This window comes from Vibrio coralliirubri (assembly GCF_024347375.1).
GTDB lineage: Bacteria > Pseudomonadota > Gammaproteobacteria > Enterobacterales > Vibrionaceae > Vibrio > Vibrio coralliirubri.
In genome coordinates this window covers 886,691-912,367 of record NZ_AP025471.1, presented here as the reverse complement: position 1 = coordinate 912,367, position 25,677 = coordinate 886,691, and the positions used below count along the sequence as shown (strand labels likewise).

The 25,677-nt window shown below is 44.5% G+C and carries 34 protein-coding genes; 4 read left to right on the top strand and 30 right to left on the bottom strand.

What is annotated here, in order from left to right:
* Position 1 precedes the first annotated feature (1 nt).
* The 7 genes from OCV20_RS20710 to OCV20_RS20680 form a co-directional block, all read right to left on the bottom strand.
* On the bottom strand, positions 2 to 1,138 hold the full coding sequence (locus OCV20_RS20710) for a phage tail sheath subtilisin-like domain-containing protein (protein ID WP_261881519.1): 1,137 nt from the start codon (positions 1,136 to 1,138) through the stop codon (positions 2 to 4).
* Entirely contained in the window at positions 1,138 to 1,356 is a 219-nt protein-coding gene (locus OCV20_RS20705) for a DUF2635 domain-containing protein (RefSeq protein ID WP_261881518.1), read from the bottom strand. The genes OCV20_RS20710 and OCV20_RS20705 overlap by 1 nt, the downstream gene beginning before the upstream one ends.
* Entirely contained in the window at positions 1,356 to 1,895 is a 540-nt protein-coding gene (locus OCV20_RS20700; protein ID WP_261881517.1) for a phage virion morphogenesis family protein, read from the bottom strand. The genes OCV20_RS20705 and OCV20_RS20700 overlap by 1 nt, the downstream gene beginning before the upstream one ends.
* Positions 1,892 to 2,356: a phage tail protein gene (locus tag OCV20_RS20695; RefSeq protein WP_261881516.1), complete on the bottom strand. Its 465-nt coding sequence runs from the start codon at positions 2,354 to 2,356 to the stop codon at positions 1,892 to 1,894. Before OCV20_RS20695 ends, OCV20_RS20700 begins: the two co-directional genes overlap by 4 nt.
* On the bottom strand, positions 2,356 to 2,805 hold the full coding sequence (locus OCV20_RS20690; RefSeq protein ID WP_261881515.1) for a head completion/stabilization protein: 450 nt from the start codon (positions 2,803 to 2,805) through the stop codon (positions 2,356 to 2,358). The genes OCV20_RS20695 and OCV20_RS20690 overlap by 1 nt, the downstream gene beginning before the upstream one ends.
* Positions 2,806 to 2,926: 121 nt before the next feature.
* Positions 2,927 to 3,964, bottom strand: coding sequence for a phage major capsid protein, P2 family (locus OCV20_RS20685; RefSeq protein WP_261881514.1), 1,038 nt, complete (start codon positions 3,962 to 3,964; stop codon positions 2,927 to 2,929).
* 46 nt (positions 3,965 to 4,010) lie between these two features.
* On the bottom strand, positions 4,011 to 4,844 hold the full coding sequence (locus OCV20_RS20680) for a GPO family capsid scaffolding protein (protein WP_261881513.1): 834 nt from the start codon (positions 4,842 to 4,844) through the stop codon (positions 4,011 to 4,013).
* 134 nt (positions 4,845 to 4,978) lie between these two features.
* On the opposite strand from OCV20_RS20680, the gene OCV20_RS20675 reads away from it, so the two are divergent.
* The 3 genes from OCV20_RS20675 to OCV20_RS20665 all read left to right on the top strand — a co-directional run bounded on the left by OCV20_RS20675 (position 4,979) and on the right by OCV20_RS20665 (position 9,624).
* Positions 4,979 to 6,730: a terminase large subunit domain-containing protein gene (locus OCV20_RS20675; protein WP_261881512.1), complete on the top strand. Its 1,752-nt coding sequence runs from the start codon at positions 4,979 to 4,981 to the stop codon at positions 6,728 to 6,730.
* Between the two features lie 20 nt (positions 6,731 to 6,750).
* The gene (locus OCV20_RS20670) at positions 6,751 to 7,725 is read left to right on the top strand and encodes a phage portal protein (protein WP_261881511.1); all 975 of its coding nucleotides are present in this window, start codon (positions 6,751 to 6,753) and stop codon (positions 7,723 to 7,725) included.
* A gap of 108 nt (positions 7,726 to 7,833) precedes the next feature.
* Entirely contained in the window at positions 7,834 to 9,624 is a 1,791-nt protein-coding gene (locus OCV20_RS20665; RefSeq protein ID WP_261881510.1) for a KAP family NTPase, read from the top strand.
* A gap of 35 nt (positions 9,625 to 9,659) precedes the next feature.
* Here the strand turns inward: OCV20_RS20665 and OCV20_RS20660 are convergent, their stop codons facing one another.
* The 23 genes from OCV20_RS20660 to OCV20_RS20550 all read right to left on the bottom strand — a co-directional run bounded on the left by OCV20_RS20660 (position 9,660) and on the right by OCV20_RS20550 (position 24,607).
* Positions 9,660 to 10,580 carry an IS5 family transposase gene (locus OCV20_RS20660; RefSeq protein WP_086773621.1) on the bottom strand — a complete coding sequence of 307 codons (921 nt, stop codon included), beginning with the start codon at positions 10,578 to 10,580 and terminating at the stop codon, positions 9,660 to 9,662.
* 138 nt (positions 10,581 to 10,718) lie between these two features.
* Positions 10,719 to 11,237 (bottom strand): hypothetical protein, encoded by a 519-nt coding sequence (locus tag OCV20_RS20655; RefSeq protein WP_261881509.1) that lies wholly within the window; start codon positions 11,235 to 11,237, stop codon positions 10,719 to 10,721.
* A 2-nt stretch (positions 11,238 to 11,239) separates the two neighbouring features.
* Positions 11,240 to 11,776, bottom strand: coding sequence for a lysozyme (locus OCV20_RS20650; RefSeq protein WP_261881508.1), 537 nt, complete (start codon positions 11,774 to 11,776; stop codon positions 11,240 to 11,242).
* Positions 11,773 to 12,015: a hypothetical protein gene (locus OCV20_RS20645; RefSeq protein ID WP_261881507.1), complete on the bottom strand. Its 243-nt coding sequence runs from the start codon at positions 12,013 to 12,015 to the stop codon at positions 11,773 to 11,775. The genes OCV20_RS20650 and OCV20_RS20645 overlap by 4 nt, the downstream gene beginning before the upstream one ends.
* 159 nt (positions 12,016 to 12,174) lie before the next feature.
* Positions 12,175 to 12,717, bottom strand: a complete 543-nt coding sequence (locus OCV20_RS20640; RefSeq protein ID WP_261881506.1) for a hypothetical protein — start codon at positions 12,715 to 12,717, stop codon at positions 12,175 to 12,177.
* Positions 12,714 to 13,694 carry a hypothetical protein gene (locus tag OCV20_RS20635; protein WP_261881505.1) on the bottom strand — a complete coding sequence of 327 codons (981 nt, stop codon included), beginning with the start codon at positions 13,692 to 13,694 and terminating at the stop codon, positions 12,714 to 12,716. The genes OCV20_RS20640 and OCV20_RS20635 overlap by 4 nt, the downstream gene beginning before the upstream one ends.
* Entirely contained in the window at positions 13,691 to 14,221 is a 531-nt protein-coding gene (locus tag OCV20_RS20630) for a hypothetical protein (RefSeq protein WP_261881504.1), read from the bottom strand. The genes OCV20_RS20635 and OCV20_RS20630 overlap by 4 nt, the downstream gene beginning before the upstream one ends.
* Positions 14,203 to 15,246, bottom strand: a complete 1,044-nt coding sequence (locus OCV20_RS20625; RefSeq protein WP_261881503.1) for a baseplate J/gp47 family protein — start codon at positions 15,244 to 15,246, stop codon at positions 14,203 to 14,205. The genes OCV20_RS20630 and OCV20_RS20625 overlap by 19 nt, the downstream gene beginning before the upstream one ends.
* Positions 15,243 to 15,644, bottom strand: a complete 402-nt coding sequence (locus OCV20_RS20620; protein ID WP_261881502.1) for a phage GP46 family protein — start codon at positions 15,642 to 15,644, stop codon at positions 15,243 to 15,245. The genes OCV20_RS20625 and OCV20_RS20620 overlap by 4 nt, the downstream gene beginning before the upstream one ends.
* Positions 15,641 to 16,240 (bottom strand): phage baseplate assembly protein V, encoded by a 600-nt coding sequence (locus OCV20_RS20615; protein ID WP_261881501.1) that lies wholly within the window; start codon positions 16,238 to 16,240, stop codon positions 15,641 to 15,643. Before OCV20_RS20615 ends, OCV20_RS20620 begins: the two co-directional genes overlap by 4 nt.
* Positions 16,233 to 17,171: a phage tail protein gene (locus tag OCV20_RS20610; protein ID WP_261881500.1), complete on the bottom strand. Its 939-nt coding sequence runs from the start codon at positions 17,169 to 17,171 to the stop codon at positions 16,233 to 16,235. Before OCV20_RS20610 ends, OCV20_RS20615 begins: the two co-directional genes overlap by 8 nt.
* Positions 17,168 to 18,358 (bottom strand): DNA circularization N-terminal domain-containing protein, encoded by a 1,191-nt coding sequence (locus tag OCV20_RS20605; protein ID WP_261881499.1) that lies wholly within the window; start codon positions 18,356 to 18,358, stop codon positions 17,168 to 17,170. Before OCV20_RS20605 ends, OCV20_RS20610 begins: the two co-directional genes overlap by 4 nt.
* Positions 18,359 to 18,693: 335 nt before the next feature.
* Entirely contained in the window at positions 18,694 to 19,191 is a 498-nt protein-coding gene (locus OCV20_RS20600; RefSeq protein WP_261881498.1) for a hypothetical protein, read from the bottom strand.
* On the bottom strand, positions 19,184 to 20,011 hold the full coding sequence (locus OCV20_RS20595) for a GTPase domain-containing protein (protein WP_261881497.1): 828 nt from the start codon (positions 20,009 to 20,011) through the stop codon (positions 19,184 to 19,186). Before OCV20_RS20595 ends, OCV20_RS20600 begins: the two co-directional genes overlap by 8 nt.
* A 161-nt stretch (positions 20,012 to 20,172) precedes the next feature.
* A complete protein-coding gene (locus OCV20_RS20590) occupies positions 20,173 to 20,412 on the bottom strand; it encodes an Ogr/Delta-like zinc finger protein (protein ID WP_261881496.1) in 240 nt (79 codons plus the stop codon).
* Positions 20,412 to 22,304, bottom strand: coding sequence for a rolling circle replication-associated protein (locus tag OCV20_RS20585; RefSeq protein WP_261881495.1), 1,893 nt, complete (start codon positions 22,302 to 22,304; stop codon positions 20,412 to 20,414). Before OCV20_RS20585 ends, OCV20_RS20590 begins: the two co-directional genes overlap by 1 nt.
* A gap of 3 nt (positions 22,305 to 22,307) precedes the next feature.
* Positions 22,308 to 22,586: a hypothetical protein gene (locus OCV20_RS20580; protein ID WP_261881494.1), complete on the bottom strand. Its 279-nt coding sequence runs from the start codon at positions 22,584 to 22,586 to the stop codon at positions 22,308 to 22,310.
* Positions 22,583 to 22,813 carry a hypothetical protein gene (locus tag OCV20_RS20575; protein WP_102512754.1) on the bottom strand — a complete coding sequence of 77 codons (231 nt, stop codon included), beginning with the start codon at positions 22,811 to 22,813 and terminating at the stop codon, positions 22,583 to 22,585. The genes OCV20_RS20580 and OCV20_RS20575 overlap by 4 nt, the downstream gene beginning before the upstream one ends.
* Positions 22,813 to 23,220 (bottom strand): hypothetical protein, encoded by a 408-nt coding sequence (locus OCV20_RS20570; protein ID WP_108166432.1) that lies wholly within the window; start codon positions 23,218 to 23,220, stop codon positions 22,813 to 22,815. Before OCV20_RS20570 ends, OCV20_RS20575 begins: the two co-directional genes overlap by 1 nt.
* Positions 23,221 to 23,241: 21 nt before the next feature.
* Positions 23,242 to 23,499, bottom strand: coding sequence for a hypothetical protein (locus tag OCV20_RS20565; protein WP_017109433.1), 258 nt, complete (start codon positions 23,497 to 23,499; stop codon positions 23,242 to 23,244).
* Entirely contained in the window at positions 23,496 to 23,711 is a 216-nt protein-coding gene (locus OCV20_RS20560) for a hypothetical protein (protein ID WP_261881493.1), read from the bottom strand. Before OCV20_RS20560 ends, OCV20_RS20565 begins: the two co-directional genes overlap by 4 nt.
* Positions 23,712 to 23,726: 15 nt before the next feature.
* Complete coding sequence (locus OCV20_RS20555; protein WP_261881492.1) at positions 23,727 to 24,269, bottom strand: phage regulatory CII family protein; 543 nt, start codon at positions 24,267 to 24,269, stop codon at positions 23,727 to 23,729.
* A 50-nt stretch (positions 24,270 to 24,319) separates the two neighbouring features.
* Complete coding sequence (locus OCV20_RS20550) at positions 24,320 to 24,607, bottom strand: pyocin activator PrtN family protein (RefSeq protein ID WP_017109436.1); 288 nt, start codon at positions 24,605 to 24,607, stop codon at positions 24,320 to 24,322.
* Positions 24,608 to 24,789: 182 nt separating this feature from the next.
* Between OCV20_RS20550 and OCV20_RS20545 the strand changes: the two genes are divergently transcribed.
* The gene (locus OCV20_RS20545) at positions 24,790 to 25,614 is read left to right on the top strand and encodes a helix-turn-helix domain-containing protein (RefSeq protein ID WP_261881491.1); all 825 of its coding nucleotides are present in this window, start codon (positions 24,790 to 24,792) and stop codon (positions 25,612 to 25,614) included.
* Positions 25,615 to 25,677: the final 63 nt, after the last annotated feature.

Below are 25,677 nucleotides of genomic sequence, written 5' to 3'. Positions count from 1 at the left end.
CTTACTTCCTAAATTGAATTTTGCCTGCAACGATAATCAAACCGTTCACGAACTGCGGTGAATCTTGGTAGTTGACGCGCTGCTTGTTGGTTTCATCGAGCTCGACAATGAGCGACTTTTTGTAGCCATCGAAATCTTGCACGATGCCTTGGTATTCCAAATCTCGATACAAGGTCAACAGCTTGGCTTTGAACATGGTCGGCGTCACGATCGGCTGACCTTTGGCGAACTTGGTTCCGTCTTTCGCTACCTTGTGGCGAGGGTAGACACTTAAGATCAATGAACGCTGTTTCTGACGAAAATACATGGCGGTTGCCGGTGTCATGACATCAAGGTAACTGTTGTCCGTTACGCCAGCTGCGTTTTCTGTGTAAGCGGTAACGGCGCGCTCGACTAACACTTCATTCGCTGAGTTCACCGTGTACGTACTCAACCCTTCATACAAAAAGAGGTTACGTTCAGCCCAGTCCCATTCTTGTGCTGCCAATGAGTAAACACCGTTTAACTTGAGCGTTTGCAGGGGTCTGCAAGGATCGATGGCCAATGACGGGGCGATTTGCCCAACCCATGCGCCAATCGCTGCCGCGTCAGACAGTGGCGCTTCTGCAGAGTCACCCAAGTTATTGATGGGCAGAAAGTTGATTAACGCGCAATTGCTTGTTGGTGCAAAGGTGATGAGCTCTGCGTGTGTGCCTTTCTTGGGTAGATACGCGATGCCTGGTACTTGCTCTAATGCGCCATATCGCTCTTCAAGAAAAGTCCCTAACTCACGAATGGTGGTGTTGTCGTTCAATGAGCACATGATGTGGTGATATTGAACGTCACCCAACGCAGCTAAGGCGCTTGCGGTATCACTATCTTCAACACTGACCGCAAAGATAGGCATGGTCTTATCTTGCTTACGGAAATAGGTGATCATTTCCACGATGTCGCTATTGGCACCAAACGAAGCTGCAGCAATCGTCTCATCCATACAAAGCGTGACCTTGTTTGGCGCTACCGTTGCGTCACTGACCGCATTACCGATCGCTAAGATAACTTGCAAGTCTTCTGCGCTGTTTGCCAGGCTATTATCAATTTCAATGTAGACACCGGGAACGCGAGCGGTGCTTGGTACTTCAGCAAAACCAATACTCATTATTTAGTTTCCTTCTTGGCTGTGGGCTTGGCTGTTTTATCGATGACCACGATACTTTTTTCAGCGAGTCGACGTAGCCAGTAAGCGTTACGAGGTTTATCTTCACCTGCCGCTTTCAGTGACTCTCGGGTTGTTGGGTCTTTCACGATCAAACTTGTTTTCGCTGGCTTAATCTTGAAAGTGGGTAGCGCCGTTTTCTCTACTTTTTGTTTATCCATTACGCTGCATCCTCTAGTGCAAAGTGTTCCGCTGCCATGGCGAGTAACTCTCGCTCTAGAGCAGGCGTCCAACCAATGAAGGTTCGTTTGGGCATTTGGTAATTGCGTTTGGTTTTCACGCCACCTGTCCATTGACCTGTTTTACTGTTGTAGTGACCATTAACACGTGTCGTAAATGACACTTGAGCGCCTTGGTTGTGCTCTTGGCCAATGCGACCTGCGACGCCTTTTAGGCCAATCTCAAAGCTATCGTCTGTAACGTGAGTTCTTAACGCCTTGCCAAAACCCAGCAACATGTTTTTATTGTTCACGGTGTTCTGCGCTTGAGTGCCATCCCATAGTTGGGTTGCCTTTCGCCGCGTTCGGCTTTGGTACGGGTTATTGTCTATATCTCGCTGAGATCGAATTTGCTGACGAAAGAATTGTCTTGCGCGGTTGGCCATCCGTTTGTTCAGTTCAAACTTATCACTGGCCGTCAGCACCAAACTTTCCACAACTTGAGTCAGTTGCTCAGGCGTCGCGAGAGTTAATTCACTCATGGCAAATCATCTAAGTGGCCGACAAAGTAGACCAATTCGCCGAGTTGGTCTTCATCGGCTCGCGCTTCGAATCCACTGATACATTCATAACGGGTATCACCTTGCTTCCAATTGCCTTGTTCGTTTTCTTGAAGGTTGAACTCTTCACGAATATCAATTTTCAACTTGAGATCAAACGCACCTTTATCGAGAGGCTCTAGCGCGAACGTCGGCATGGGTAAGCCTTTTTCCGCTCGCTCTGGGTCGCACTTATTGAGCCAGCTGACTAAATGCATAAACAACACTTGCGGCTCTAACTTGGCGCTTTGCAAGAAAACGATGGTGGTATATTCAATTTCAAACCCATCGACATCGGCACCCTGACCACAAAATAAGGCGCCATCCTCCGCCCATATATCCATTTTGGCCGCATCTGTTACATGGCTTTTGAATAGGTCAGTTAAGCTTTGCAGCGCTTTCATTACACCCTCTCAAAGCAGTAGGTTTCTTCTGCGTGAATCAACATATCTATGGCTTGGCGGGACTGCACTTCACACTCTTCTTTCTTACTGGTGAGCGCTTCTTGTCTGTCTGCCGCTTCAGCGGTGGCGTCACCACTCATTTGCATGCTAATCAGTTGAGCGGCGGTCAGTGCGAATACGGCCTGCTTGTAAAGTGTTTTGGCTGAGTCATCATCACCAAAGCGTTCTTGAGATAGCTCCGTCAAACTAGCGAAAGGCACTAAAGTGTCTTTAAGTTCAGAATGCACTTTAATGCGTGACATCTTCGCGTGATGCAGAATGCCTGCCTCTGTTTCATTGCTTTGGAAATGTAACAGAGACTGAAACTCTGAAATCTTCAGTACTGGATATTTATCCGTGGCTGGTAACTCAGATTCATAGCGCTCGTTTTTATCACCGACAAATTCCATGATGTATCCTTACAGTGTTAGGGAATGCAGGCCGACAATCGCGAATAACAGTTGGCGCCAAAGCGCACCTGAAACAGCAATAGAGCCTGCATTGAGGGGGTGTTAGTTTGTAATGGTTGGCTTAATGCCAAGCCTCGTTAACCCAAAGCTTCACGTTTTTGAATTCAATGGCTGCGGCTTTACCAACTTCTTCGATCACGTAAGCCATATTCATCGACTCAAAGTTTTCAATTTGGTCTTTTTCATCGTTCTTCTTACCTGTAGAGCGGCGAACTGAACCTTCTTGAATGTAGATGGATAAGTTGTCGTAACTGGTCACCATGATGCCCGTCGAAGGGAAGCCAGGTACTTTCACAGCAGGCAGACCGCCATAAGTACCGATGACTTGCAACTCTTGAATCTTGCCTTTTTCGCTTGGCGTATTGCCGTGCGCTTCGTAGAACTTGGCTTTGTCATAAGCCAGCAAGTCAGAGCCGATGATGGCCACAAGGTTTGAATCATTTTCACACGCGTCATGCAATAGGTTTTTCGTTTCAAGCACGGCTAGGTCTAGGTTGATGAAGTCACCACCTTCACCGATACGAATTTCACCATCCGCTTTTTGCCCCGTGGTAATTAAGCGATCTGCGTTATGGTCACGCATGGCTTGGAACCAGCCTTTGTTCACGTCCTCACCGTTCGGGTTGGTGCTAGCATCGGTAGTTTTAGCGACGCTTACGCCATACCAACCAATGGTGATTTTATTGGCGTCAATCTGCTCTCGGGTTGTTTTGCTTATCAAGGCATTGAAGTTCTTATGGTGCGCCCACGCGTCCAGTTTTGCGTAACGAAGCGCGGTATCAAAGTTCGTTTGCTCACACATGTAAGGCATCGCCCCCATGCTTGAGTGATCTTTCGGTGTACGTTTGCCTGAGCCCGACGTATCGGTACGACTGGCAATCATGCCTGTTACACCAAGACCAATGGATTCGCCTTTTTGGTTTTTCACTGAGATGATGTTGATTTTGTTAAGGAACCAACTGCTTTCACGGATAGCCGCGATAATGCGCTGAGTACCATTCGGGCTCACGTTAAACTTCTCGGTAGCATCATCTACATCGTTTTGCGCTGCCACGGCTTTCACGTAGGCGCTGAGTTTTATTTTGGTCTGCTTTTGCATGTTCTTACCTAATTCAATTCGTTATGGGTTGAGGGCGTGTCGAAGCCTATAAGTAGCGCTCTTCGTCATTACCTTCGCCGGCTAACTTGCGCTGCTCTTCATCGGTTAACTTACTGAACTTTTCAATTTGGCCAGTTAGGTTTTCTACCTGTGAAGACAGAGTCTCTACCTGGTCTTTTAGTTCGGTGACACCCGTACTATCTTCAGATTCAGCGGGTTGCTCGGGCGGCTGACCATTGGTGTTGATCTTTTCAACTTGCTCATTTAACTGACTGAGTTGTTGTTGATTTTCTTTGCCTTGCTCAATGCTTTGCTTGAGTAGCTCTTCAAGTTCTTTACTCATGTCGTCTTCTTCCTGTTGTTGTGAGAGCTGCTCAAGTTCACCTTCGCCCTTAAGCCAGCGTTTAAATGTATGGAACATCGAGGTTTCTTCCTCGGTGCTTTGCGATAATTGTTCAGGAGTGATTTGAAAGCTCGTTGGGACGCACGCTTTATCTTTGCTGTTGGCAGACAGTTGAATCTGCGTCGTACCTAACGATGCTGGCTCATCAGTCAGAGCCAATCCGGTCAGGTAGGCTTTCCCTGTATCTGCAAACTTTTCATAGAACTCACATGAGGTATGTAAAAGCTGCCCTTGCTCAGCCATACGCAAAAGCATTGAATTTGGTTTCAGTACGGCGAATAGCTTGTCTTCTTTCTTTTCGACAGAGAGGACAGAGCCGTACTTGTTACTCCATGGGTAATGGTCTGCATTAATTCGAGCTGTATAAACGTCTGGGTTGTAAGTTTCTGCAATCTCATCAATGATTTTTTGCTCAATGATTCGACCATCAATGGTTGCTCCTGCCTGTAAAATACAAATTAGCTCTGATTGGAACATGCCTAAACTCTCCTAAATTCGATGATTACAATTTACCCAATGCCTCCGCCTTTTTGTATTTGTCCTAGTTCTAAATACTTGATATAGAAATCGTTCAAGCTGAGTAATCACAAGCGCTGTAGCACTATGCAAACATGGAAAATAATGTTGTTAGCGAACCGCTCTATACCGCCGACCAAACGAAAGCTTTGGGATTGTTTTTACGCCAACGTAAGCCTGCTGAAATTGCAGAATCGGTTAGTGTGGCCACTCGCACGGTTCAAAAATGGATAACTCAGTTTGATTGGAAAACGCTGAGGGATGACGCGCCCGTCGAATTAATGATGAGACAGCGCATTGCTTACTTGATGTGGGTTGACCAAAAACTTGAGAGCCAAGAGCGTGAGCTCAAGATGTTGCTCGAACAGCAATTTAAACGTGATGAAGCTGAGCAAAGACGCAACCGACCAGCAGGCCGAAGTGATGGCGAGAATAAGCGTGGTCGCAAGCCAAATAAGACGAAGAACGATGTATCCCACATCACCAAAGAGATGTTGGACGAATATCGCGAGAAAACGTTCTTCGAATACCAAAAGGACATTCATGGCCATAAGCAAAACGATGAGATCAATGAAGTGCGCTTTTATCTTAAGTCGCGTCAAATTGGTCTTACGTTCTATTTTGCCTTTGAAGCGTTTGAAGATGCGGTGCTTACTGGCGACAACCAGGTGTTTATCTCTGCGTCGAAAAAGCAGTCTTACATCTTCAAGAACTACATTCGTAAGTTTGCACTAGAGATTGGTGACGTTGACCTAAAAGGTAAGGACGACATCGAGCTCAGCAACGGTGCGAACCTTGGTTTTATGTCCACTAACGTAGCGACCTCTCAAGGTTTTAACGGCCATATGTATTGGGATGAGGTGTTCTGGATCCCCGGTTTTGCGGATTTGGATAATTACGCTGGCGGTATGTCGATGCAGTCGCAGTTCCGTACCACTTACATTTCAACCCCTTCCACCATGGCTCATGAAGCCTACCCGAAATGGCAAGGTAAGAAAGAGCACGGCATTGATATTAGCCACAAGGCGCTAAAAGCCGGTGCTTTGGGTGTTGATTTTATCTTCCGTCAAATGATCACTGTGGATGATGCGATTAAGAAAGGCGCGACCTTCTTCAACATGGATAAGCTCAAGCGCAAATATCCAGTTAAAGAGATTTTCGATAATCTATTGCGTTGCAAGTTTTTGGACGACAGCGCTTCATTCTTCTCACTGAAAGCACTACTGGCGTGTAAGGCAGACAGTTCACTTTGGAAAGATGTGGACCACGAGAAAGCAAAGCCTGTGGGTAACGCAGAAGTTTTAGTCGGTTATGACCCAAGAGGTGGCGGTACGGGTGAAAGCTCGGATGATGCAGGCTTAGTGGTGGCGTTGAAGCCTAGACGTAAAGGCGGCGTGTTCCGATTTATTGAGCGAGTTCGCCTTAAAGGCTCCAGCTATGAGCAACAGGCTGACACCATTCGCGGCATTACTGAGAAATACAATGTGGTGTACATGGCGATGGACACCAGTGGCGTGGGCTCGGCTACTGCTGAGCTGGTTCGTAAGTTTTACCCAGCTCTGGTCGAGCTGGATTACTCACCCGAAGTGAAACGATTGATGGCCTATAAGTCGAGAGAAATCATTAACAGCGGCCGCTTACAGTTTGAAGCGGAATGGGATGATCTCGTTCACTCGTTCTTAATGATTCGCCAGCAAACCACCAAGGTGAGTAACCAAATTACCTTTGTTTCCAACCGCAGCAAAATTGGCTCTCATGCCGATTTAGCTTGGGCTTCGATGCATGTAATGCGTTGGGAGCCGATTGATATAAACAATGACACCAACACCAGTGTCGAGTTCTTCTAGCCTAATTTTGGAGAGGCCAAGTGATAGAGATTGAATTTTCTAACCCCGTGAGCGTGATGAACAGCGACATTCTGAGCTATTTAGAAGTGGCGTTGGTTGATGGTTTATACGAACCACCGATTGCACTCGATACCTTAGCCAAGGCACTGCGCACGAACCCGATGCATTCGAGTGCGATTGAGTTTAAGCGCAATACGTTAATGCATGCCATTGCGCTGAGTGGATTGCTTTCACGCCAAGATGCAAAGCGCTTTATTCAAGACTACTTAACCTTTGGCAATGCCTACTTACAGGTCATTCGAGGCTATGGAGGGTTGGGTGAGCCTATTAAGCTCAAACACATACCTGCTTTGTATATGCGTAGACGTGAAGACTTAGGTTGGACGTATAAGCCTAGAGCTTACGATGATGATGGGCGCATCGACTACAAGAAAGACCAAGTGTTCCATTTGGGCGATTACGATGTAGCGCAAGAGCTGTATGGTTTGCCGAGTCACATTAGCTCTTTGACCTCTATCTGGTTGAACGATGATGCCACCTTGTTTCGTCGTCAGTACTACCGTAACGGTAACCATGCAGGTTACTTGCTGTATATGAATGAGCCAACCATGACAGAGAAACAAGAGAAGGCGATCAAGAAGCAGTTGCAGGCTCAAGAAGGCATGGCATTCAAAAACTTGTTTGTGAATGCCAAAGGTAAAGACACCAAAGCCCCAGAGCTCAAGCCAATTGGTCAAGTGGAAGCAAAAGACTCTTACAAAGAAGTGAAGAATCAGACCATGAACGAGGTGCTTTCGGTTCACCGTGTGCCAATCGAGTTGATGAGCATTCGACGCGAGAGTATTACGTCACTCGATTTGAACAAGGTCGATTGGCTATTCCACAAGAACGAACTGCTGCCACTGATTGATATGATGCAAGAATTGAATGATTTTGTGGGGAGTGAAATTATCGCGGTGAAAACCTATAAATTACAACCATCATTCTTTCTTTGAACAACGTTGTTGACCGTTAAAAATTGTAATATAAAATTTAATAATCAATTGAATGTGATGTATATTATTTCGTCATAACCCCGTCTGGTACTGGATAGTAGTTGAAGCATGAAAGATATTAACAATGTAAGTAAGCAGGTTGAATCACTTTTATTAGAAAAAGCATTCCCCTCCGTTGTTCTTTTAGATGGCAAATGGGGGGCAGGGAAGACATATTTTATAAAAAACAATCTCGAACAAGACTTGGCTGAGCTGTGTAACCGAAATGAACTTAGGTTTGAGTACCTGTCTTTGTACGGAATCGCAGATAAAAATGAATTTAAAAATTTAATACTCTCTGTAGCGTTTTCTAATAATGAAAAGTCATCAGGAATTATAGAGTCAGTTACAGGGGGACTTGGGGGGTTAGCAAAAGCATTTGGGGATAAAGGTGCGACAAGTGGTATCCTTAATAGTATTTCAGGTATTGTCAAGCAGGAGTTGTATAATAAGGCAAACAATTTACTTTTAGTTTTAGATGATATTGAAAGAGTTGAAGAGGGTGTTGCTAAAAACATCCTAGCTGAGTGTTTGCACTTAGTGGAAAGAGATTCTAGTAACATCATGGTTATACTTGTTTCTAATGGCGAAAAAATTTCGTTGAATGATGATATTGAAAAAGTAATATCAAATAAAGTTCATTTTTCTTTATCAATTGATGAAATTGTTAAGATAGCAAGACGTCCTTTTGATGAGTCTCATAATTTCAATAATATAGATTTTCATTCTATTGTGAGCGGTTGCATATCAAAATATAACTTTTACAACCTTAGAATTATAAAGAGAACGATTTTTCAATTTGAAAAAATATACAATTTTGCAGTTTTAAGAAAAAATGAACATTTTGATATTGTACTCGGTGAAATTTTTGAGAAAATTTTATGTATAAACATAGCTCATTATGAGCGAGGTATCGCTGCACATGAAGTTATTGATGCTTTAGAGAGTAATGATAGAAAGGGTGATTTGCTCGGAGTTTATTTATATCCAAGAGATAAGGAATTGGTTGATTATTGTTATAATATGAATAGTAACGTAAAGGAGCTTGTTGAAAACCTTAAAATGCCTAGTAAAAAACACAAACTCGCCTCGTTTGTATATAGTGATAATCGCACATCTCTTCCTGAAGATGAGTTCATAGAGTCCATCCTACTTTTGGAAAATACCTTGAAAACTGGGGTAACAGACAATTTTTCATTGAATGATTGGTTGGTTTCAGCAAGTTTATATTTGGAGTTGGTTGAAGGTGATTATATTGATTGTAATTTGAACTCCTTAACAGTCGATGCTAAAAAATATAATTATGAAACTTTGGATTTATTAAGTAAAGAAACTAATGTCGATTTTGAATTGTTAGTTTTTGAATGTAGGTTAGGTAGCTCGATTATAAAAAATAAGGAGTTAAAATTATTGCTTGATGAAGTAAGAGAAAAACATGAAAGTAAAAATAAAAATGAATCGCTCAATGAGAACATCAAAGAGTTTTTGGATTCGTGGTCCAATGTTCGTGACAATGTTATTGATGGTTTAAGACGTCATAAAGATTTAGAATATACGGTAGAGACGATGGTTTTAGGTCTAGAAAAATGGTCTAACCCCGATGTTTGCTCCTTCTCTGAATTTATCCTGCAATACTATAGAGGGAAGGCTGAAAATGTTCTCAGACTACCAGAGTTAATTCCTGATATAGATCTTCACAGTGAAGTAGAAGAATTTAAAAGAAAGGTAAATCCGTTCATTACTAAGTTGGAATTAATGATTAATAGTAATGATATGTCGAAGTTGAAATTACAGAATATTAAGAGTCTACAAACTAAATTAGAATCAATAGTAAATGAAACGGCTTTGTTGCGTAATTAAATTTAGAGATAGAGCCAACCCGTTTCGCTTGTTTCTTAGTCAATACGACAAGTTTCAGGCATACCTAACCCAGTAAGCTTGTTCAACGCTTTTATCATCGCGTAAGTTTCACCCACCTGGGCATTGTAATTTCTTAAGCTCAGTTTCCCTCCTAGCAACTGTTTAACTCGATACATCGCTGTTTCTGAGAGTGAACGTTTGTGGTATCCATACCGCTCTTTCCAATACTTATTTGAGTCGTATAATTTCTGGCAACCCACGGCGAAATTTCGAGGGTGACCACGCTCCCAGAAGGCAGCCCCTTCTCTTGGGGGAATAAGCGCAATAGCTCCCTTAATCTTAATAGCAGCGTGACACGCTCTCGTGTCGTAAGCGCCATCACCAGACACCTCAAGGATACTTCGGCGTGTTTGTTTCAGTAAGTTCGGGAGTACTTCTCCATCTGTAACCGTCGATAAACTTAGCTCGGCGGCAATGATCTCATGAGTGTTGGTATCGACTGCAATATGCAGCTTTCGCCAGACTCTACGCTTGCCATCCGTCCCATGTTTTTTGACTTTCCATTCACCTTCGCCATAAACCTTAAGGCCAGTAGCATCAATGGCTAGGTGCTGTATCGCTCCTCTCGTTTTAGTCTTAAATGAAACCTCAACTTGCTTGGCTCTACGACTGATGCAGGTGTAATGCGGACAACTTAACGGTACATGGGCTAACCTAAATATCGAGTCGATAAATCCTTGCAGCGCTCTCAATGGCATAGAAAAAACTCGTTTGACCATGAGTGCTGTCGTGATAGCTAAATCACTGAACCGACGCGGCCTACCGCGCTTATTCTGTTTGCTTTGCGCCCATCCGCTTATTGCTTCTTCATCAATCCAAAAAGTCAGAGAACCACGGTTAATGAGTGATCGGTTGTATTGCTTCCAGTTGGTTGTTTTATAACGAGGCTTAGGCATAGGACTACGAGATAGAGTGGAGGTAGCTGATCAGATCGTAGGTTCTTGATTTAGTTCCATTGAATTACGCAACAAAGCCAAATGAAACTTCAATAAGAGATAACTATTGATTGCCCTTTGCTATTTTATCGACTCTCATTAAAGCTTTAAGTTGACTTGCGCTCTTATCCAAGTTTGTAGCGATAAGAGCTTCTGAGCATTTTCAGCACAGGTTTGCAGGTTCGCCACATCTTCCGCTAAGACTTCGGCGTCTCGTTCGTAACCTGTAGCGGTTTTGGCGGCACCATCAGAGACGGTGGAGGGTTGCTGAACACCGATTGCTCGATTATGCGCTCGTACTGATTGGGCGCGGATGTGCATCCAGTCAGGATCATTGACAACGCACTGCTTATCATTGTTCTTTTGAGCATACTTGATCACCTCTTTTTCTATCTCTCGAAACTTAATTCGAATATCTGGCTTTTGGTTCGCGAGCTTCACGGCGAGCTGAAAAGCCTCGTTTTGTTTTTGCTCTACTTTGTCCCATAGGGCATTTTGTGCTTTTAAGGCTTTAACCTCAGTGGTTGTTACGCCGTAGTCATACGAACAATAAGCGACACTGCTAAGAGCGGCAGCAAAGGCGATGGCTTTAAACAAAGTTAGATATTGGTTTAGCATGATCACCACCCATTCAAACAAACATGTTGTTCTTTGGTTCGGCGTTTAGGAATACCGGCACAGTTGCTTTGCTTGAGTCGGCAGTCTTTGCCATTCACAAACACCCATCTTGGGTACTCGTTACAAGCGCCTTGATGATCACCTTGGTTAAACTTCTTCAGTAAGGTAGAGCGTGTGAAATTGCCGGCGCCAAGATTAAAGACAAAGCTCACCATCATGTCGTATTCGCCCTGGTTAGCGGTTTGGGTAATGTGTTTGTTTACCACTTGTTCGGCAGCTGAGATATCTTCAACAAAATACTCAGCTGCTTGTTGCTCGGTTAACACTATCTGTGGTGTAACACCGCTTGTATGACCAAGCCCCGCAGTCCACACATCGGCACTGCATTGGTAGGGTTTGAGTCTACAACCTTCTTCATTCGCGACATGGCTGAGGCCGTGTTCACTGGTAGTAAGCTCTGAATCAATGGTAAAAACAATGGCAAGAACGGAGGCAACAGAGCACACCACAGTCTGTATTGCTTTGGTTTTTATGCTCATACTGAACCCTCTTTTTTTGAGTTCAACTTGTCCAACTGCGCTTGGCTGAGTTTAGTTGCAATAGCGTAGTGGCGAATAGCCATGATGCCTGCGCCAATACCGACCGCAACAGACAAAATTTGGAGTGCGTCATTTACGCCAAAACTGATTAGGGTTGCACTAATGGAAGTTAAGATTTTCTTTAGGCCAGTGACATCGAGTAGTGATACGACGAGTGCCTTTGCCTCTGATTCATTCATTGGTTTCTCTCTTATGGCTAGATAATTAGTTCCCCCATAAGCAGTGTATCTCGTTGAGTTTTTAAGGGGACTGATGGCATTTCTAGTGTCGAGATATAGAAGTTCAGAGGGCAGGAAAAGAAAACCCAGCGCGACAGCTGGGTTTGAATATGGTTGGGGTTAGTTAGTAGGCGGCGTCGGCCAAGGGTTTTCTGTTTGGATTTTGTTACGGGCAGCTAGGGCTTGAGCCTCTATTGTTTGTGCATCATCTTCAAAACCTTGTAAGCGCTTAATGTTGGCTTCAGCAATTAAGGGATCACATATCTGAGCGTATAGCCCACGGCGAACGTTGTCGACTTGGTTATACTCAGCAATGTGTTGATTGCTCTTGTTGGTTACCCAAGCACCGTCAATCCATTCATCGAATGGAGTCGATGGTTTTTTTAACGTGTATTCGTCTGACACTAAAGAAGCATCGGCAAACACTTTTGGCTCCTGAGTTTTCTTATGGTAAGCCGTCACTTGAATTGGCTTTAGCTCAACAAGCCATTTCTGATTTTTCACATCATACTTGGCTTGTTCGGCTTCTTCGTCAAAAGCTGGTTTAGCTACCCATGTAGAAAACTGAGGCAAGATATACTCATCATACCCAGCCACTTTATGGATTTGACTCTCACCTTGATAAATGAAGGTTTTGTAATCGTAGTGATAAGCTATTTTCATTGCATCCAGCCTCGGTGAATTTTAATCGAAAGGTTTGCTGTGTATGGACGGTTTTCATCAGCAGTTGGGACACTTTTAGAGGCATCAAACCCGACGTGGAGAAGATGCTGATTTGACTTATCGCCACCGTATGAACGGGCGCCTTGATTGCCATTGGTATATAACGCCCCATTGAAAGTACTGCTGTGATCTGTTGATATACCCTCATTCGAGCTAGCATTCCAGTTACCTATGATGTTTCGAATTGCGTCGCCTTGTGTCTCACCATGGTTAACTCCACTGGGGTTACCTCGAACGAAATGTCCTAAATGGTGGTTAGGCACCGTAAATGTCGTGGCACCATCACCATCACCAAATTTCATAGCATGGGTCATAGGGTCTGTGTCTTTTGTTGCCTGAACGATTACCATTCCTGCCGCCACTGCATAATCCCAAAGAAGTCTATCGGTAGTTCTTGATAACTCGCCGCCGTTTAAGTCAATCCAAGCGGGCTTTTCTCCGGAATGATGAAACTCTCCTATCATTCCCACCATGTTTGCTAGTGCCGCTTTAATCGGCGCTAGGTGTAGCTCATTCAATTCAGTTTCAGTCACAAACTCGCTGTGCTTAAAAATAACTTGCCCAGCTTCACCCGAAACTGCCGCTTTGAGTGTGACCATACCGCCGATACCTTTCGGTAGGGCGACTTTAGGTGTCGAGCATTCGATCACCGCTTGATTACTGCTATCAAGCACATGGATTTGATGTAGGTACTCATCAAAGTGCTGCTCAATAGGCAAATTCAAGATGAAGGTTAGAACGCCATTGTCATCGTAGTAACTGGTTTCAATGGTGTTTTCATAGAATGAGTACAATGATTCATTCGGTGCGTCATGGGTTAACGCGCCAATGAGCCGATACTTTGTTACTGTATTTTTTAACTCACTGTTTAAAATGTCTATCCCGTACTGAGTAGGGATGGCTTGCAGTGCGCTCATACGGTGTCTCCTATTTCAAGTTGCCATGTAATGGCGGTGCGGCACAGGAATGGTGCTTCAGTTTCTAGTTCAAGCTGAGAGCTAAATTCTGGCTTAATGGTTAAGGCTGTGACCTGTTCAAACTTTGTTTCTGCATCGAGAGGATAAATCCAATGAAACTCGGTGTGAGGCAGCCGTTTTTCTTCTAGCGCTTTAAAGGCCGCGTCATTGCTGTAGCTATATAGTTCTATCTTGATGAGGTTTGGGCTGGCAACCTCGTCATACACGACACCGTTTGAGCCCATTGTCATTAAGAGCCGTTGATAGTCTGAAATCTTCCAACCAAATTGTTGCTCTTCAAACTCGGTTAATAGCGACAGTTCAATCTCGTCATGGGTTTGCTTGAAGTCTTTGGCAATGCCTTGGATGGTGTTTGCTAGCTCTACGTTCTCAGTATCTTGCCAATATTCACCTTTGGGTAATAACCCTCGATAGGCGCCTTCAAAATCACCGGCATTGTATTCAATAATTAAGTCGGTGGTGTCCACGTTACGTCTCCTAATACGTGTATCTGATTGTTCTCAATGGCGACTTCTCCCACCGGAGAGCGGACAATAAAGTTGTTGGTCACGGTAGAGATAGTTAAAACAATTTCGGTATTGGTGATGGATTCAGGCTTCTGAGTTTTCGGCTCGATGTTGCCCATTTTTTCTTTCACTAAGTTTTCGAGTGCAGTAACCACATCGTCTCGCACCACTTGGTCTTCAATACCTTGGATCTCGATATTGATTGGCACTTGCTCTGGTAGGTGAGCCAATGGGTGACAACCTGCGAGTCGATTGTCTTCAAATGTGTCTTGTACCAAGTTGACCACTTCACCGCTTAACGTTGGGTCGTTGTCTCGCGCACCGATATACACTTCTACCATTCCTCGCTGTGGGGTGTTATCAAGCGCCCAAGCAAAATCCACATCTGAGTGAGCCGATACGGCCCACACTTTATAATCCGACGCTTTGCCAATCAGTTCGTTCTTTTCAAATGCAACGATGACACGTACCCGCCAATGTTCTAACTCTTCAATATTGGCGCCTCCGCCAATGCCAAGTGAAAGCACACGATTTGGGTCAATACCGCTTAGTCCTTCGCTTAACGTAAGCACCGCGCCTTCAGGGAGATTACTCTCCACGCCAGATTCAAGTGCAATGACGTCAACGGGGACGTTGCTGTATTGTTCTTTGGTGGTTTCGTACTCGTGATTAGCATGCGTTAAACGGGTGCCTTTCTTGATCACCACCGTGCCACCAAGTTCAGTGAACTGTACTCGGCCCGTTGCGAACGTGGGCAGCAGTCGAGGGGCTTTATGGCGATTGGCGTGTAGGTATAACCACTCTTCAGAGCAAGTCTCTGGGTGCAGCTGTCTGAAGAGCAAATCTTGATAACCATATTGCCCATAGCTGACACCAGCAATGGCAGCGGCTATCGCTTTGGTTGCGGGGTTGTTTTGCCCTGTTTCAGATACCAGATTGGCTTCTGCGCGAGCAATCAGACTGTCTAGGCTTCGTTGTGTACTCATTGGTTAACCTTTGAAAGTGGAACATCAAACTGAGAGCCATCGACTAAAGTGATCATCACATTGCGACCCATTTGGTTTGTCTTCTCTCGCCATACTGAAACTTCAACTGCTTTAGCGTGGCCGTCGGTAATGAGCCAAGCGAGCGACTCTTCACAAAACCGCTTAGCGAGGCTTAATGTTTCGTCTGTGAGCGTTGCTCGTTTGAGCGTCCAATCACGAGAGCCGACCACGTTTATCAACTCATTGCTCCAAGTGCCGCCGCGCTCATTGCGTGCCATACGGGCGCGATCGTTTTGAGTCGATTCGGCATAGTTATAAACACTCTGCAAAACAGCGTGGGTTAATCCCTCTTTAGAGCTGAGCGGTGCTGTCAGGGCGGTTAAGTTGAAATGACTCATCCTTTATTTGGCCCCTTGGTAGTTGTTGTCGTCCCATCGTCGGTGTAGTCGTGGTCATGCTTTTCAACTTTGACCCCGCCGAACGTACCGGATGAACCACCCACAGAACCGGTGACATCAACGTTCTTTGTTACTTTCAGATTACCGCCGATTTCTACATCACCAGAAAACTTGGACTTAGGTGCAGTAACGTTCACGGCCGTTGCGTTCACTGTGGTCTCTTGTGCCGATATGACTTCTAACTTTGCGCAGGCGTTTATCTTGATGCCTTGTTGCGTGAAATGAACAAGGTTGCCTTTGTCATCAAGTATCGCGACTTCACCAGGCTGCAACTCTATTTGGTGACGTTCGTCTTCAACGTTTACGGTGATGCCGCGAGATGTGGTTCCACCAATGAACAGGTTGTAAGTTTTCGCCCCTGGTAATGGATGGCTCATAAACCCGTAGTTGTGCACGCGTTTTATCTTGTCGTTGGTTCGGCCTGTCGCGGTTTTGATTTGTAATCGGCCTGTGGTTGCACCCGTGACAGTACCGGTGCCAATCACGTTTTTGATTCTGGCCATTAATCGTTGTTGTTGCTGCAGAGCACTAGACATAGCTTTGCTCCTTAAATGGTCTAAATAATTCGACCAAAGTTTCCGTAGAGTTTTCAGACACTGATAGGCCAAGCGACTTGATCACCAACATCTCACTGAAGATTTGCTCTTGGTCAGCGACTCGAATCACTCGGTTTAATCCATCAATGGTCAATTCAGGGAAGATGTCGGCAATCGAGCTTGATGCAGTCAGACTTTGAGCAATGGCGAGGTTGCGCTCATATTTAGCACGAGACAGGCAAGCGTCACGGTTTTGTAATTGGTCACAGGTGATCACCATGGTGCGTGAGCTCTCGATGTTTGGATTGATGACCTGTGCGCTTGCGTCATCCCACTGGCCTTGCACATCAATGGTGTAAAATTGCTGATTGAAGGTGCGCTTGATGTTCAGGCTGTCGATGTTGTTGCCCGTTTCTAGACCGATATTGCTGATAGTTGCATGCGCGGTGTTTTCAATGATCAACACGCCATTGCGCTCAACCAAAATAAAGCCTTGCTCTCGAATGAGCTGCGCCACGTTCTCTACGGGTGATTCTGCATTTATCTGAAACTCAGGGATGACCGGCATACTCTTCACCAGGCTTTTCACTTTCAAACCAAATGGCTTGGCGACATGGCGAAGTAGTTCTTCCACGTTCAAGTTATAAAGCGCATCCATCGTGATGCGTGAATCAATCATGTTGGCACTCTTCGAGCGACCAGAAATGGAAACTGCGTGAGCGCTTGAATCGGTATTGGAATCCACACCATCAATCTGACCAATCAGAATCGACTTGTCGTTAAGGAAGAACTCGACCGATAACGGACTTTCAATACTCATAGGCTCAATTGAGCAACTGAACGTGTGGGCCAGCTGTTCAATAGAGTAGTTGATATTCGCTTGATAGAAGGTGCGCGGCTTGCCATCAATGTGCATCGTTAGCGTATTCATGACACATCCCTCACGGCAATGTCACCACGAATGAATAGCGGGTGCTGCAGCGCATTCATTTTGGTGATGACTTTTTCTTGAGTGAACTCATCGTGCGCAATCGTCAGCGCGGATTGAAAGCGTGGTGATTGCACCGTTCTATGAGGCGCAATACCGCTGACCACCTTATCCTGCTGAACCTTTACATTACTTTTTAATGTCGTGACTGCGTCGAACAGCTCAATGCTTTCAAGCGTCGATACTTGGGTGGTGTCTTTGATGCGCTCATCGATACCGACAATCAAAGTAGATAGATCATTCTTGATGGTTTCAGGCTGCTTAGCCGGCTGCGTAATATCAAAGCGGTCGCCTTTCTCTAGGTGTGTGATGTCTTTGTTCATCTTCACTGCGCCCGTCACCATTTGCACATTGTGGTGCTGAGTTGGCGTGTCCGGTTTGACTTCACCTAGCAGCAAAGCTTGAGCACTGCGCGAGTTGTCTACTGCTTCATTGCTTGAGCTTGGCTCAGCTTGAACACCATCGGCTACCGCATCCACTGACGTAGAAAACAGATCAGCGAACTCAGTTGGGTTGGTGCTGAGGCTACTCACAGCCGAGAATGCTTTATTGATGGCGTCGTTAATGTCTTGAAGGTTTTCATCTTCGAGGTTCAAACGGTTGGTGATGTCTACCAACACGTTCAATGCGCTGGTGACATCACTCTGAACCCTGTGAATATCCGATACATCCAAGCCGTTTACTTCTTTCACGAAAGAACGTTTCGACAAGCTCTCAACTATGTTGGCCTGCGTTTTTGTACGAACGGAAGTCGGTGCAGTGATTGAAGGGGAAGAGCCAGCGCGAGCAAACTTCAGGCTCAGCGTGACTAAGCCTTTTTTTGTACTGATGCTTTGGGATACGTCTTCAAAGACAAGCGGTAATTCACCCAACCAAGGATGCTCTAGCTCGCCTGTTGGTTTTGCTTCTAGGTTTTCAATGAGGGAATTGGCATCGGCCAGAGAACTGGAGCCAACGAACACCGCTTCAATTGTGTAGGTACGAGCTTTTGTTCCCATGACTTTGATGTGTGGTAGGTCAGAGTAGGGGATTTCGCTGACTTGCAAGCGCTTACCACCATCAAAGGCGGTCGATAGGATGTTGAGCTTAAGCCCATTCCATCTAGCGTGCTCGTACTGTCGTTCCCACATCAAAAAGCCACCAACTACAGAAGAAAATCAGAATTAGGCAGCGAGAATAAAATTAGTGATGGAGTAGGGCGCTCAGGCCCTGTTCGGACTCACCCACCCCTCCATACCAAAATTCCACACTGCAATTATGCGATCTTAGAACCGCATTTCATTTCGGTAGTTGTATTGGAACACAGCCCCCGATGTATCTACATCGAGGGCTGTTTTAGATAGGGGATCTAGAGATCGTCTGAGATCGTTTTTGTTCGTTTTTTAGAAAGATAATATATATCGTTTCGATAATTACTTAAGGCATAGATGAAAACCATAGTGCATTATTCACATTGCCTATAGAGCTATTTTTGAACTGAAAAGTGTAACCTCTTCAATCTCATACGAAATGTAGCAATACTAATTGGGTCTACTAATGAACGTCGACGACTCGCGGTTTCCATTTCAGACGCTAAATCCAATAACTCTCTCAATACAGCAGTCTCAACTTCTATGTTTGCTTTTAATTTTCTAATATTTCGATTAACTAAGCTGAAGGATGTTGTAGCAAAAGCCAAGAGTAACAAACCAGCGAAAGTCAAGATATAGCTCCCACTATTACTCAAGTTAAGCATCTCAAAGTATAAGTATACTGCTATAGCAGTTGTATAAAGCACGGCTATCGTTATGATCATTCTCTGTTTAAGATTTCCGACTTTACTATCCATATCCTGAACGTGATGTGATACTTCCTCTGCCAATGATATGATCTTTTCTAAGTCCTCACTTTGAACATGTCTTGAGTAACTTTTGTCACGCGCTAGGTCGTCGGTATCAATAGAGTACTTATCTGAATTAGTCATTATCTGCCTCTGCTATGGTTTGAACCAAGTTCCTCATTAGTATCGTAGATTCTTGGAATGTTTCGAGCTTGGGCGTTACTTCAATATTATTCCATATGAAAGGCTTCGCTCTTGTACATACAGGCACGACATAACATTTGAGGTTCTGAGTACCAACCCTTTTTTGTAATTTGGAAATTTCGTCTACAAATAGGCTACTTCCATTAAGGTCATAATACCTCTGCGCATCATTCAATGTATCTAAATATAAATCAGATTTATTAACTGCAATAACTAACCACTTTGGGCCTTTTTTATCAGAGATAGAGGCAGCAATTCGGTCGCATACGCGTTTAAATTCATCTAGTTCATTTTTACGGTTATACTCTCGAATTTGCTCAATAGTCTCAACTCCATCAGCAATCAATGCTTCTTCGACTACAGTAGAACGATTCGTTGTAAAGCCATAATCAACAAGGTGAACAACCCCTTCGAGTCCCTTGTGCTTATTGAAAGCTTCATTAAGTCCTTGTTCACGCGCAGCTATATCTTGACCTGGGATCACAGAATAAATTCTCGTCATCTCTCCTATAGAGATAGCATGTCTTTCAACTAATTGTGAAGTTTTAGGCTCTTGATAATCGTGATTTTTAATTTCACCATGCAAGCAATTAGTTAACTCTGTTTTACCTGCTCCAGCAGCCCCAGTAACAACAACATTGGTTTCACCTTTGTTAGCCCAAACAAGCAATTTCTTATACCACTTATTAATTGTGCCCCAGTTTTTGTAAACACTGTAAGGGGCTTTAACTGCTGACAGTAGCATTGTCCATTCGGTCATTTGTTATAATCTCCAATCTATTGTTGTGTAGCCGTTAAGCGAGGGATTTCATAGCGCCTTAGTATATGTAAAGTAAAAGGAAATGGATACTGTACGAGTAAGAAAGAGTCGGCTGTTCAGCGATTTTACCTACTTGCGCTTAGTGATATCAGAGACATATACTAAGGCGCTTCAAATATATCGATTTGGTTCACATCACCTTTGCACAACTCGGGTTGTAGTTCTGAGCTTGGCTTCTGACCTGTTGGCTCAATGAAGTGCGAGAACGACGTATGCGCTACAAACACTTTTCCGCAATTCAGGTTTAAACATTGGCAGTACAGCTCTCGCGTTTCTGAACTGATGGAACGCGAGGTCGCTATACGAGTTTTGCTTTCACACTTGGGGCATGTCACTAGCATTATTGTAATCTCCCTTCTAAATAATCCGCTTTGGCACTTTGCCAATAACTCACTTCATCCTCATCGGGTTCTTCGGGTATGTAAGGTTCGCCAAGAACCGATCGCCAATAAGCCCGCCGTTCTATGAAGTGGTGATATTGCGCTTGATAAGTTTCATCTGCTTCTTGCTTTAAATCGCTACAATCGATATCACGACAAGTCATCGACCAACCTCTAGCTCCAGCTGCCCACATCAAGAAGTTATCCATTCGTTCTTTGGCTTCATCACCGTCAAAAGTTATCGAGAACCGGTTACCACTAGAAGCATGCATTTGGCGTGACTTCATTTCTTGCGTGGTTTTCTTAGCCGCATGTTCTAAGCGAATAATTCGTGACTGCAGTTTTTTGAGGTGGTCTTCAGGCTTGCCTTGTTGCTTGGCGATACTCGACGCTTTCACGGTTTGAGCTTTTTGCTTATTGATACGTGAGATAGTTCGCAGTAAAGGCTTTTTCCACTGCTCAAGCTTGTAACCCAATTCACGGATAACAGCAGTGATATTGTCAGCTTCGAATGATGCGAGAGTCTCCCAACTTGGTGCGCGTGAGACTCTTGCTATGCTGTAACGATTCCCCTTAATTAAACCTTGGTCAGCGTTATTACCTTTGGCCGCGTAGCCCACTGCTTTGATGAGATAAGTGCTGGCTGCTTTAGGTTGTCTAATTCTTTCGATGTGGGCCATGCCGTGACCCCATAGCGACTCCAAACGTTTAGCCCAGTCTTTGAAATGCTTTTTATCGACCGTCCATTTCAACAATAAGTGAACGTGCGGGTTGGGTTCGCCATCTTCATTCATTGGGCTTTCGGCTACCCACATATAATGGAAATCAGCTTTCTCTCTATCAGGGCCAAAGGGTGAAGGCTTTGCTTTGAATTGCCCAGGAACGTAGTCACCGTCCTCAGTGTACCAACCTCGGTGAAACATCTTTTTGCTGCCATCGAGAAAGCGAGAAGTTTCGCGCCCAATACTGGTATCGAGTGGTTTAATGATTTTGAATGGTTGTTTTGGTAACTGTGTATACAGGCCGTCTTTGCCAGGAATAAGATCACCGGTATCTCGTTCAAACTCTACTGGAGTGAACGGGCCGTCAGCATCGATGCCTTCGTCCATTGCGCCAAAAATGGCGTGACGTTGTGCCGGTGTAAAAGTCAAAGTTAGAAATGTCGTAAACCCTTCATGGCATTGAGCAACATACGCACCGCTTTCGAACATGTTAGAAACGCTCTTTGGTGTTAGCTTTTCCGTATAACGAGTACCCGAATTCGCCTCCGGTGCATTTCCCGCAGGCGTTTGGGTAACAATTTGAGCGCGCATTTGCCCAGACCAGTCTCGTTTTTGCAGTTGAAGAGAGATAGGGGAGAGCTTCCTCTCGAAAGGGGGCCTTTTCTCATGCTTCAGTGGCAAAATTCGCGCGGTATTTCGCTCTGTACTTGCGTATAACGCATCAAAGCTTTCATGGCCCATTCGGCTATCAAGCTCTGTCTTAGTGCCAATGGTCCGCCCAATAACCTTCGTATGTTTTTTCTCGTGTCGGACTTTTGCGCCCTTGGACAAGCCTAGTGTCTCCGGCCTTTCGGCCGCCGCTTCGCGGTCGGGTTTGGAGTTTGAATTTAGCCTTTTGAAATGTTCAGTTGCCAACTTAACATCTGTTACGTGCTTTGATTTTTGATTAAAAACACGGTCGTAAACAGGAAGAGATTTAACCACGCCAGAATCGAGCAATTGTTGTTCGTATTCTGTGTAGTGAGGAATTTTAGAACCTAAAAAACCAGCTTCATAGCTGGCATTAGCAATTTTAACTTCATCAATAGGCCGGACGGCTCCGGCCACATGGTACAGAGTTTCAATCTTCATCGCTTATTGCTTCACATCCCCTGGATTCGCATTACTTACCGAGCCCCAAGGTTCAGCGCACCCGTTTTCACTACACACATAATTCATTGGCTGAGAGTTGCCCTTAACACGCTTTTTAATGCCGTGTTTTTCGCGCAACTTCGACACTAAAAAGCGCGCTCGCTCTCGTTTCTTTGGATCTGGGTTCGCCATGCCCACCATATCAGGGCAGGGCTTATGTATTGGAGAAGTGATAGGCAAGTCAGCCGTCGATTTAGCTGGTTTAAAAGTAACGTCACTCATAATTCGCTAAACTCCTGTGTGTCCATAATCATGTGGCCGCCAGTGTGGTTGCCCTTTATGATCACGCCATTCATAACGTGTTCGCAGTTCAACGCCTCACATGCTGACTCAATAGCAAGTTTTGGCGTATCAAACTCACCTAAGTGAAGGTTCATTACCTCATTGGTTTCAGCGTGACGAACCACGCCGCCACCGCTGTTCAAAGTTACCGCTATATAACTCAGCATCAGTTCGCCCCCACAGCTGACAAACAAAACTGTTCGAATTGATATAACGCTTCATCATCAAAGTGGCCTAGGTCACGTAGACCAAGCATTTCAAGAAACAGGTGGCGGTTACCCATATCTAAGCTCGTCCAGTGGTGAAGCTGTGAAACTTGTTCGATCGAACCGTTGCGATACCAGCTAGGAAATGAATGCCCGAAAAACAAACGAGCACGTTCACCGTCCATTGCCTTTTTAATATCGGCTAATACGTCAGCTTGAGAACGATGTGTTTCAATGGGTGTTTGCTTCTTAGCAATTGCATCTAATTGGCATAGCAATTCATGCTGTTGTTCTGTGCTACTTGAACTAAAGCGCTGTGCAATGAGTTCAAATGATTGTTCAAAAAGGTGATTTTCGAGATTACTCATGGCGTCATTGCTCCTAAAAAATTAGTTGTGGGTGAGGTTCGTATTGCATGGTTCTTTCTCCATCCCGAGTTTCTCTTTGGCAAGCTCAAGGAACTTGGCAATTTGAGTTTGGTTTTGAGCGAAGTCTTCGACCTTATACAAAGGGAAGTACATAGAAGCTCCCCATCCGTCAGGGCCTGCTAAATAAGCTTCAGCAGCTTTCACACCTTCTACATATCCAGCTTCGTAAACATAAATATTGTCTTCACCTGAAGTGATGGTTTTGAGTAGAACTCTCATGCTGATTCCTTCTGGCAAACCTTGAACTGGTCGAGAGCATCACCCGCTTGCTTGTGAATGCCACGCCACATTGCGATCAAGTTGTTCTGAAGTTGCTCTTGGCCTTCAACTTCGTTCGTTTGATATTTGGTGATAGTGAGTGCCGCAACATTCTCGATGTTGAGTGCTTCTTCTAATGAGTTGATTTGAATCGCGATAAATGGTTTTTTCATAATTACACCCCGTAATTAAGTAAGACCGGGTAAAGGCGCACCGTTGGCTATCAAGTCCACACCCATACATAAGAAAGGGTGTGCACCACTTGTGCGGTCTTCTAGGTCGTTAATGAGCAGCACCAAGTTGCTAATACCAGCTTGTGCCGTTTTGATAATTGAGTTTCGAGTTGAGCGAGGTAGGGCTCTTTTTCCTGCCGTGTCTAACGCAAGCTGAGAGATCTCTCCAGCAATCACAGAGTTGTCTAGAGCACGTTTAATAAACGTTTCTCTCTCACCCTCAGGAATATGAGCGGTCACTAACCCTAACTGGCGAAGTACAACTTCTAAAATTACGTAGTCATCCGTAGCTTTAGAAATTGCCATCATTTCAGGTAAAGAAAGTACGTGCGGTTGCTCGATATTCAGCTTGTTACGCAACATGTTTGACCTAAGGCCACATGCTTTGGCTATGTCTGTTAGCTCGTTACGGTGTCGTGCTCGAAACAAGCTGCATGCTTCGTTGTACTGTTCTTGTACATCCGCTAAAAAGACGCACATTGTCTGGTTCACTTCCATGTCTGATACTCACTATGAAACATAAGAAAAGTGGTTAGCTTTAAGCTGGCTTAATGGTGACCGAATTTGCCATAGACCGATTCCCACTCGCGCTTAGCTTCAGCTTGCTTGCGGTCAATGTAGAAAGCTAAATCATCAATAGAAACAAACAGAGGAGCTTTAGTGCCTTTGTTCGTTTCTGTTTCTTCATGAAGTCGAAAGGTGGGGATAGGGAACTCATTCGCACTTACTTTGCCTTTGGCTGTCGCGTACTTCATTCCAAAATATTGTTCAGAAATCTCAGAAAGTTTTACTACTGGGGAACCAAATACAGCATGCAACGCATATTGAGTATTCATAGGGTTAGCCTCATTTCCACTACGCCACTGACGTGATATAGTTATTAGTTAGTTGCAGTTTATCTTCGTTAATCTCTTACAATATCGAACTTAAACTGTGTTTATAGTGTGTTTACGTGTTCTTATGCTACGACCTTGCTGTTCGTGTGTCTAGTGTTTTTATGTGTGCTTTTGGTGGTTTTATGAAGGAATGGTTTCTGAGTACTGAACTCGTGGGGTTAGATGGAATGGCTAACTCTTCTTCAGGCGTGGCTCAAAAAGCTAGGAGAAACAATTGGTTAAGTCGAGGTTCTAAGGAAGGTACTCGGGCTTTGGAGTACCATATTTCCAATTTTCACCCAGATGTAAAAAAACAGCTGATTGAGAAATACGTCACGGATCTTGATGAAGCGAAATATCTATTAACTGCATCAGCACCTAGCGAAACTTCGACGTCAATAGATATGTCTGTAGGGCAAGTTGATATTGGTTGCGGGCAAACTAACCAGCAGGTTGCTAGTCGAACTTCTCGCAATACCGATGATAATGTCACAGAGATTTCGAATGTTAAGTCTGTGAAAGCCACTTCTCAAATAGGCGATATGTGTGCTGTACCTGTGTACAACGTTTATGCGTCTTGTGGATTTGGTTCTCAAAACGATACCGAGTACCAACTCAGAACTGAATTCCTACCATGCTTATGGTTAAGACGTTTCGGCCTGACAGAAGAAGATGCTCGTATCATCATTTGCCACGGCGACTCAATGGAAGACACTTTGAGCGACGGCGATGAAGTATTAGTCGATACCCGAGAACTCGATCACCCAGTAAAGCACGGTGTCTATGTTGTTCGTATTGGTAAGCACGTTTACATAAAACGTCTGAAATACGACATCATGGCTGAGGGCTATAAAGTCATCTCAGACAACAAAGAAGAATATGATTCGTTTATCGTGAATGAGGAGAAACTCGACGAGTTCGCTGTAATCGGAAAAGTTGTTACCACTGTCATGAAGGCGGTGATTTAGAAAAGCGAAGGCACCCTATGGGGTGCCTTTTTTGTTAAGTTTTTTATCAAAAGTGAATATGAG

Bases quoted from the DNA above. Each gene is read 5' to 3' on its own strand.
- OCV20_RS20710 (WP_261881519.1), bottom strand. From the start codon at position 1,138: ATGAGTATTGGTTTTGCTGAAGTACCAAGCACCGCTCGCGTTCCCGGT.
- OCV20_RS20705 (WP_261881518.1), bottom strand. From the start codon at position 1,356: ATGGATAAACAAAAAGTAGAGAAAACGGCGCTACCCACTTTCAAGATT.
- OCV20_RS20700 (WP_261881517.1), bottom strand. From the start codon at position 1,895: ATGAGTGAATTAACTCTCGCGACGCCTGAGCAACTGACTCAAGTTGTG.
- OCV20_RS20695 (WP_261881516.1), bottom strand. From the start codon at position 2,356: ATGAAAGCGCTGCAAAGCTTAACTGACCTATTCAAAAGCCATGTAACA.
- OCV20_RS20690 (WP_261881515.1), bottom strand. From the start codon at position 2,805: ATGGAATTTGTCGGTGATAAAAACGAGCGCTATGAATCTGAGTTACCA.
- OCV20_RS20685 (WP_261881514.1), bottom strand. From the start codon at position 3,964: ATGCAAAAGCAGACCAAAATAAAACTCAGCGCCTACGTGAAAGCCGTG.
- OCV20_RS20680 (WP_261881513.1), bottom strand. From the start codon at position 4,844: ATGTTCCAATCAGAGCTAATTTGTATTTTACAGGCAGGAGCAACCATT.
- OCV20_RS20675 (WP_261881512.1), top strand. From the start codon at position 4,979: ATGGAAAATAATGTTGTTAGCGAACCGCTCTATACCGCCGACCAAACG.
- OCV20_RS20665 (WP_261881510.1), top strand. From the start codon at position 7,834: ATGAAAGATATTAACAATGTAAGTAAGCAGGTTGAATCACTTTTATTA.
- OCV20_RS20660 (WP_086773621.1), bottom strand. From the start codon at position 10,580: ATGCCTAAGCCTCGTTATAAAACAACCAACTGGAAGCAATACAACCGA.
- OCV20_RS20655 (WP_261881509.1), bottom strand. From the start codon at position 11,237: ATGCTAAACCAATATCTAACTTTGTTTAAAGCCATCGCCTTTGCTGCC.
- OCV20_RS20650 (WP_261881508.1), bottom strand. From the start codon at position 11,776: ATGAGCATAAAAACCAAAGCAATACAGACTGTGGTGTGCTCTGTTGCC.
- OCV20_RS20645 (WP_261881507.1), bottom strand. From the start codon at position 12,015: ATGAATGAATCAGAGGCAAAGGCACTCGTCGTATCACTACTCGATGTC.
- OCV20_RS20640 (WP_261881506.1), bottom strand. From the start codon at position 12,717: ATGAAAATAGCTTATCACTACGATTACAAAACCTTCATTTATCAAGGT.
- OCV20_RS20635 (WP_261881505.1), bottom strand. From the start codon at position 13,694: ATGAGCGCACTGCAAGCCATCCCTACTCAGTACGGGATAGACATTTTA.
- OCV20_RS20625 (WP_261881503.1), bottom strand. From the start codon at position 15,246: ATGAGTACACAACGAAGCCTAGACAGTCTGATTGCTCGCGCAGAAGCC.
- OCV20_RS20620 (WP_261881502.1), bottom strand. From the start codon at position 15,644: ATGAGTCATTTCAACTTAACCGCCCTGACAGCACCGCTCAGCTCTAAA.
- OCV20_RS20615 (WP_261881501.1), bottom strand. From the start codon at position 16,240: ATGTCTAGTGCTCTGCAGCAACAACAACGATTAATGGCCAGAATCAAA.
- OCV20_RS20610 (WP_261881500.1), bottom strand. From the start codon at position 17,171: ATGAATACGCTAACGATGCACATTGATGGCAAGCCGCGCACCTTCTAT.
- OCV20_RS20605 (WP_261881499.1), bottom strand. From the start codon at position 18,358: ATGTGGGAACGACAGTACGAGCACGCTAGATGGAATGGGCTTAAGCTC.
- OCV20_RS20600 (WP_261881498.1), bottom strand. From the start codon at position 19,191: ATGACTAATTCAGATAAGTACTCTATTGATACCGACGACCTAGCGCGT.
- OCV20_RS20595 (WP_261881497.1), bottom strand. From the start codon at position 20,011: ATGACCGAATGGACAATGCTACTGTCAGCAGTTAAAGCCCCTTACAGT.
- OCV20_RS20590 (WP_261881496.1), bottom strand. From the start codon at position 20,412: ATGCTAGTGACATGCCCCAAGTGTGAAAGCAAAACTCGTATAGCGACC.
- OCV20_RS20585 (WP_261881495.1), bottom strand. From the start codon at position 22,304: ATGAAGATTGAAACTCTGTACCATGTGGCCGGAGCCGTCCGGCCTATT.
- OCV20_RS20580 (WP_261881494.1), bottom strand. From the start codon at position 22,586: ATGAGTGACGTTACTTTTAAACCAGCTAAATCGACGGCTGACTTGCCT.
- OCV20_RS20575 (WP_102512754.1), bottom strand. From the start codon at position 22,813: ATGCTGAGTTATATAGCGGTAACTTTGAACAGCGGTGGCGGCGTGGTT.
- OCV20_RS20570 (WP_108166432.1), bottom strand. From the start codon at position 23,220: ATGAGTAATCTCGAAAATCACCTTTTTGAACAATCATTTGAACTCATT.
- OCV20_RS20565 (WP_017109433.1), bottom strand. From the start codon at position 23,499: ATGAGAGTTCTACTCAAAACCATCACTTCAGGTGAAGACAATATTTAT.
- OCV20_RS20560 (WP_261881493.1), bottom strand. From the start codon at position 23,711: ATGAAAAAACCATTTATCGCGATTCAAATCAACTCATTAGAAGAAGCA.
- OCV20_RS20555 (WP_261881492.1), bottom strand. From the start codon at position 24,269: ATGGAAGTGAACCAGACAATGTGCGTCTTTTTAGCGGATGTACAAGAA.
- OCV20_RS20550 (WP_017109436.1), bottom strand. From the start codon at position 24,607: ATGAATACTCAATATGCGTTGCATGCTGTATTTGGTTCCCCAGTAGTA.
- OCV20_RS20545 (WP_261881491.1), top strand. From the start codon at position 24,790: ATGAAGGAATGGTTTCTGAGTACTGAACTCGTGGGGTTAGATGGAATG.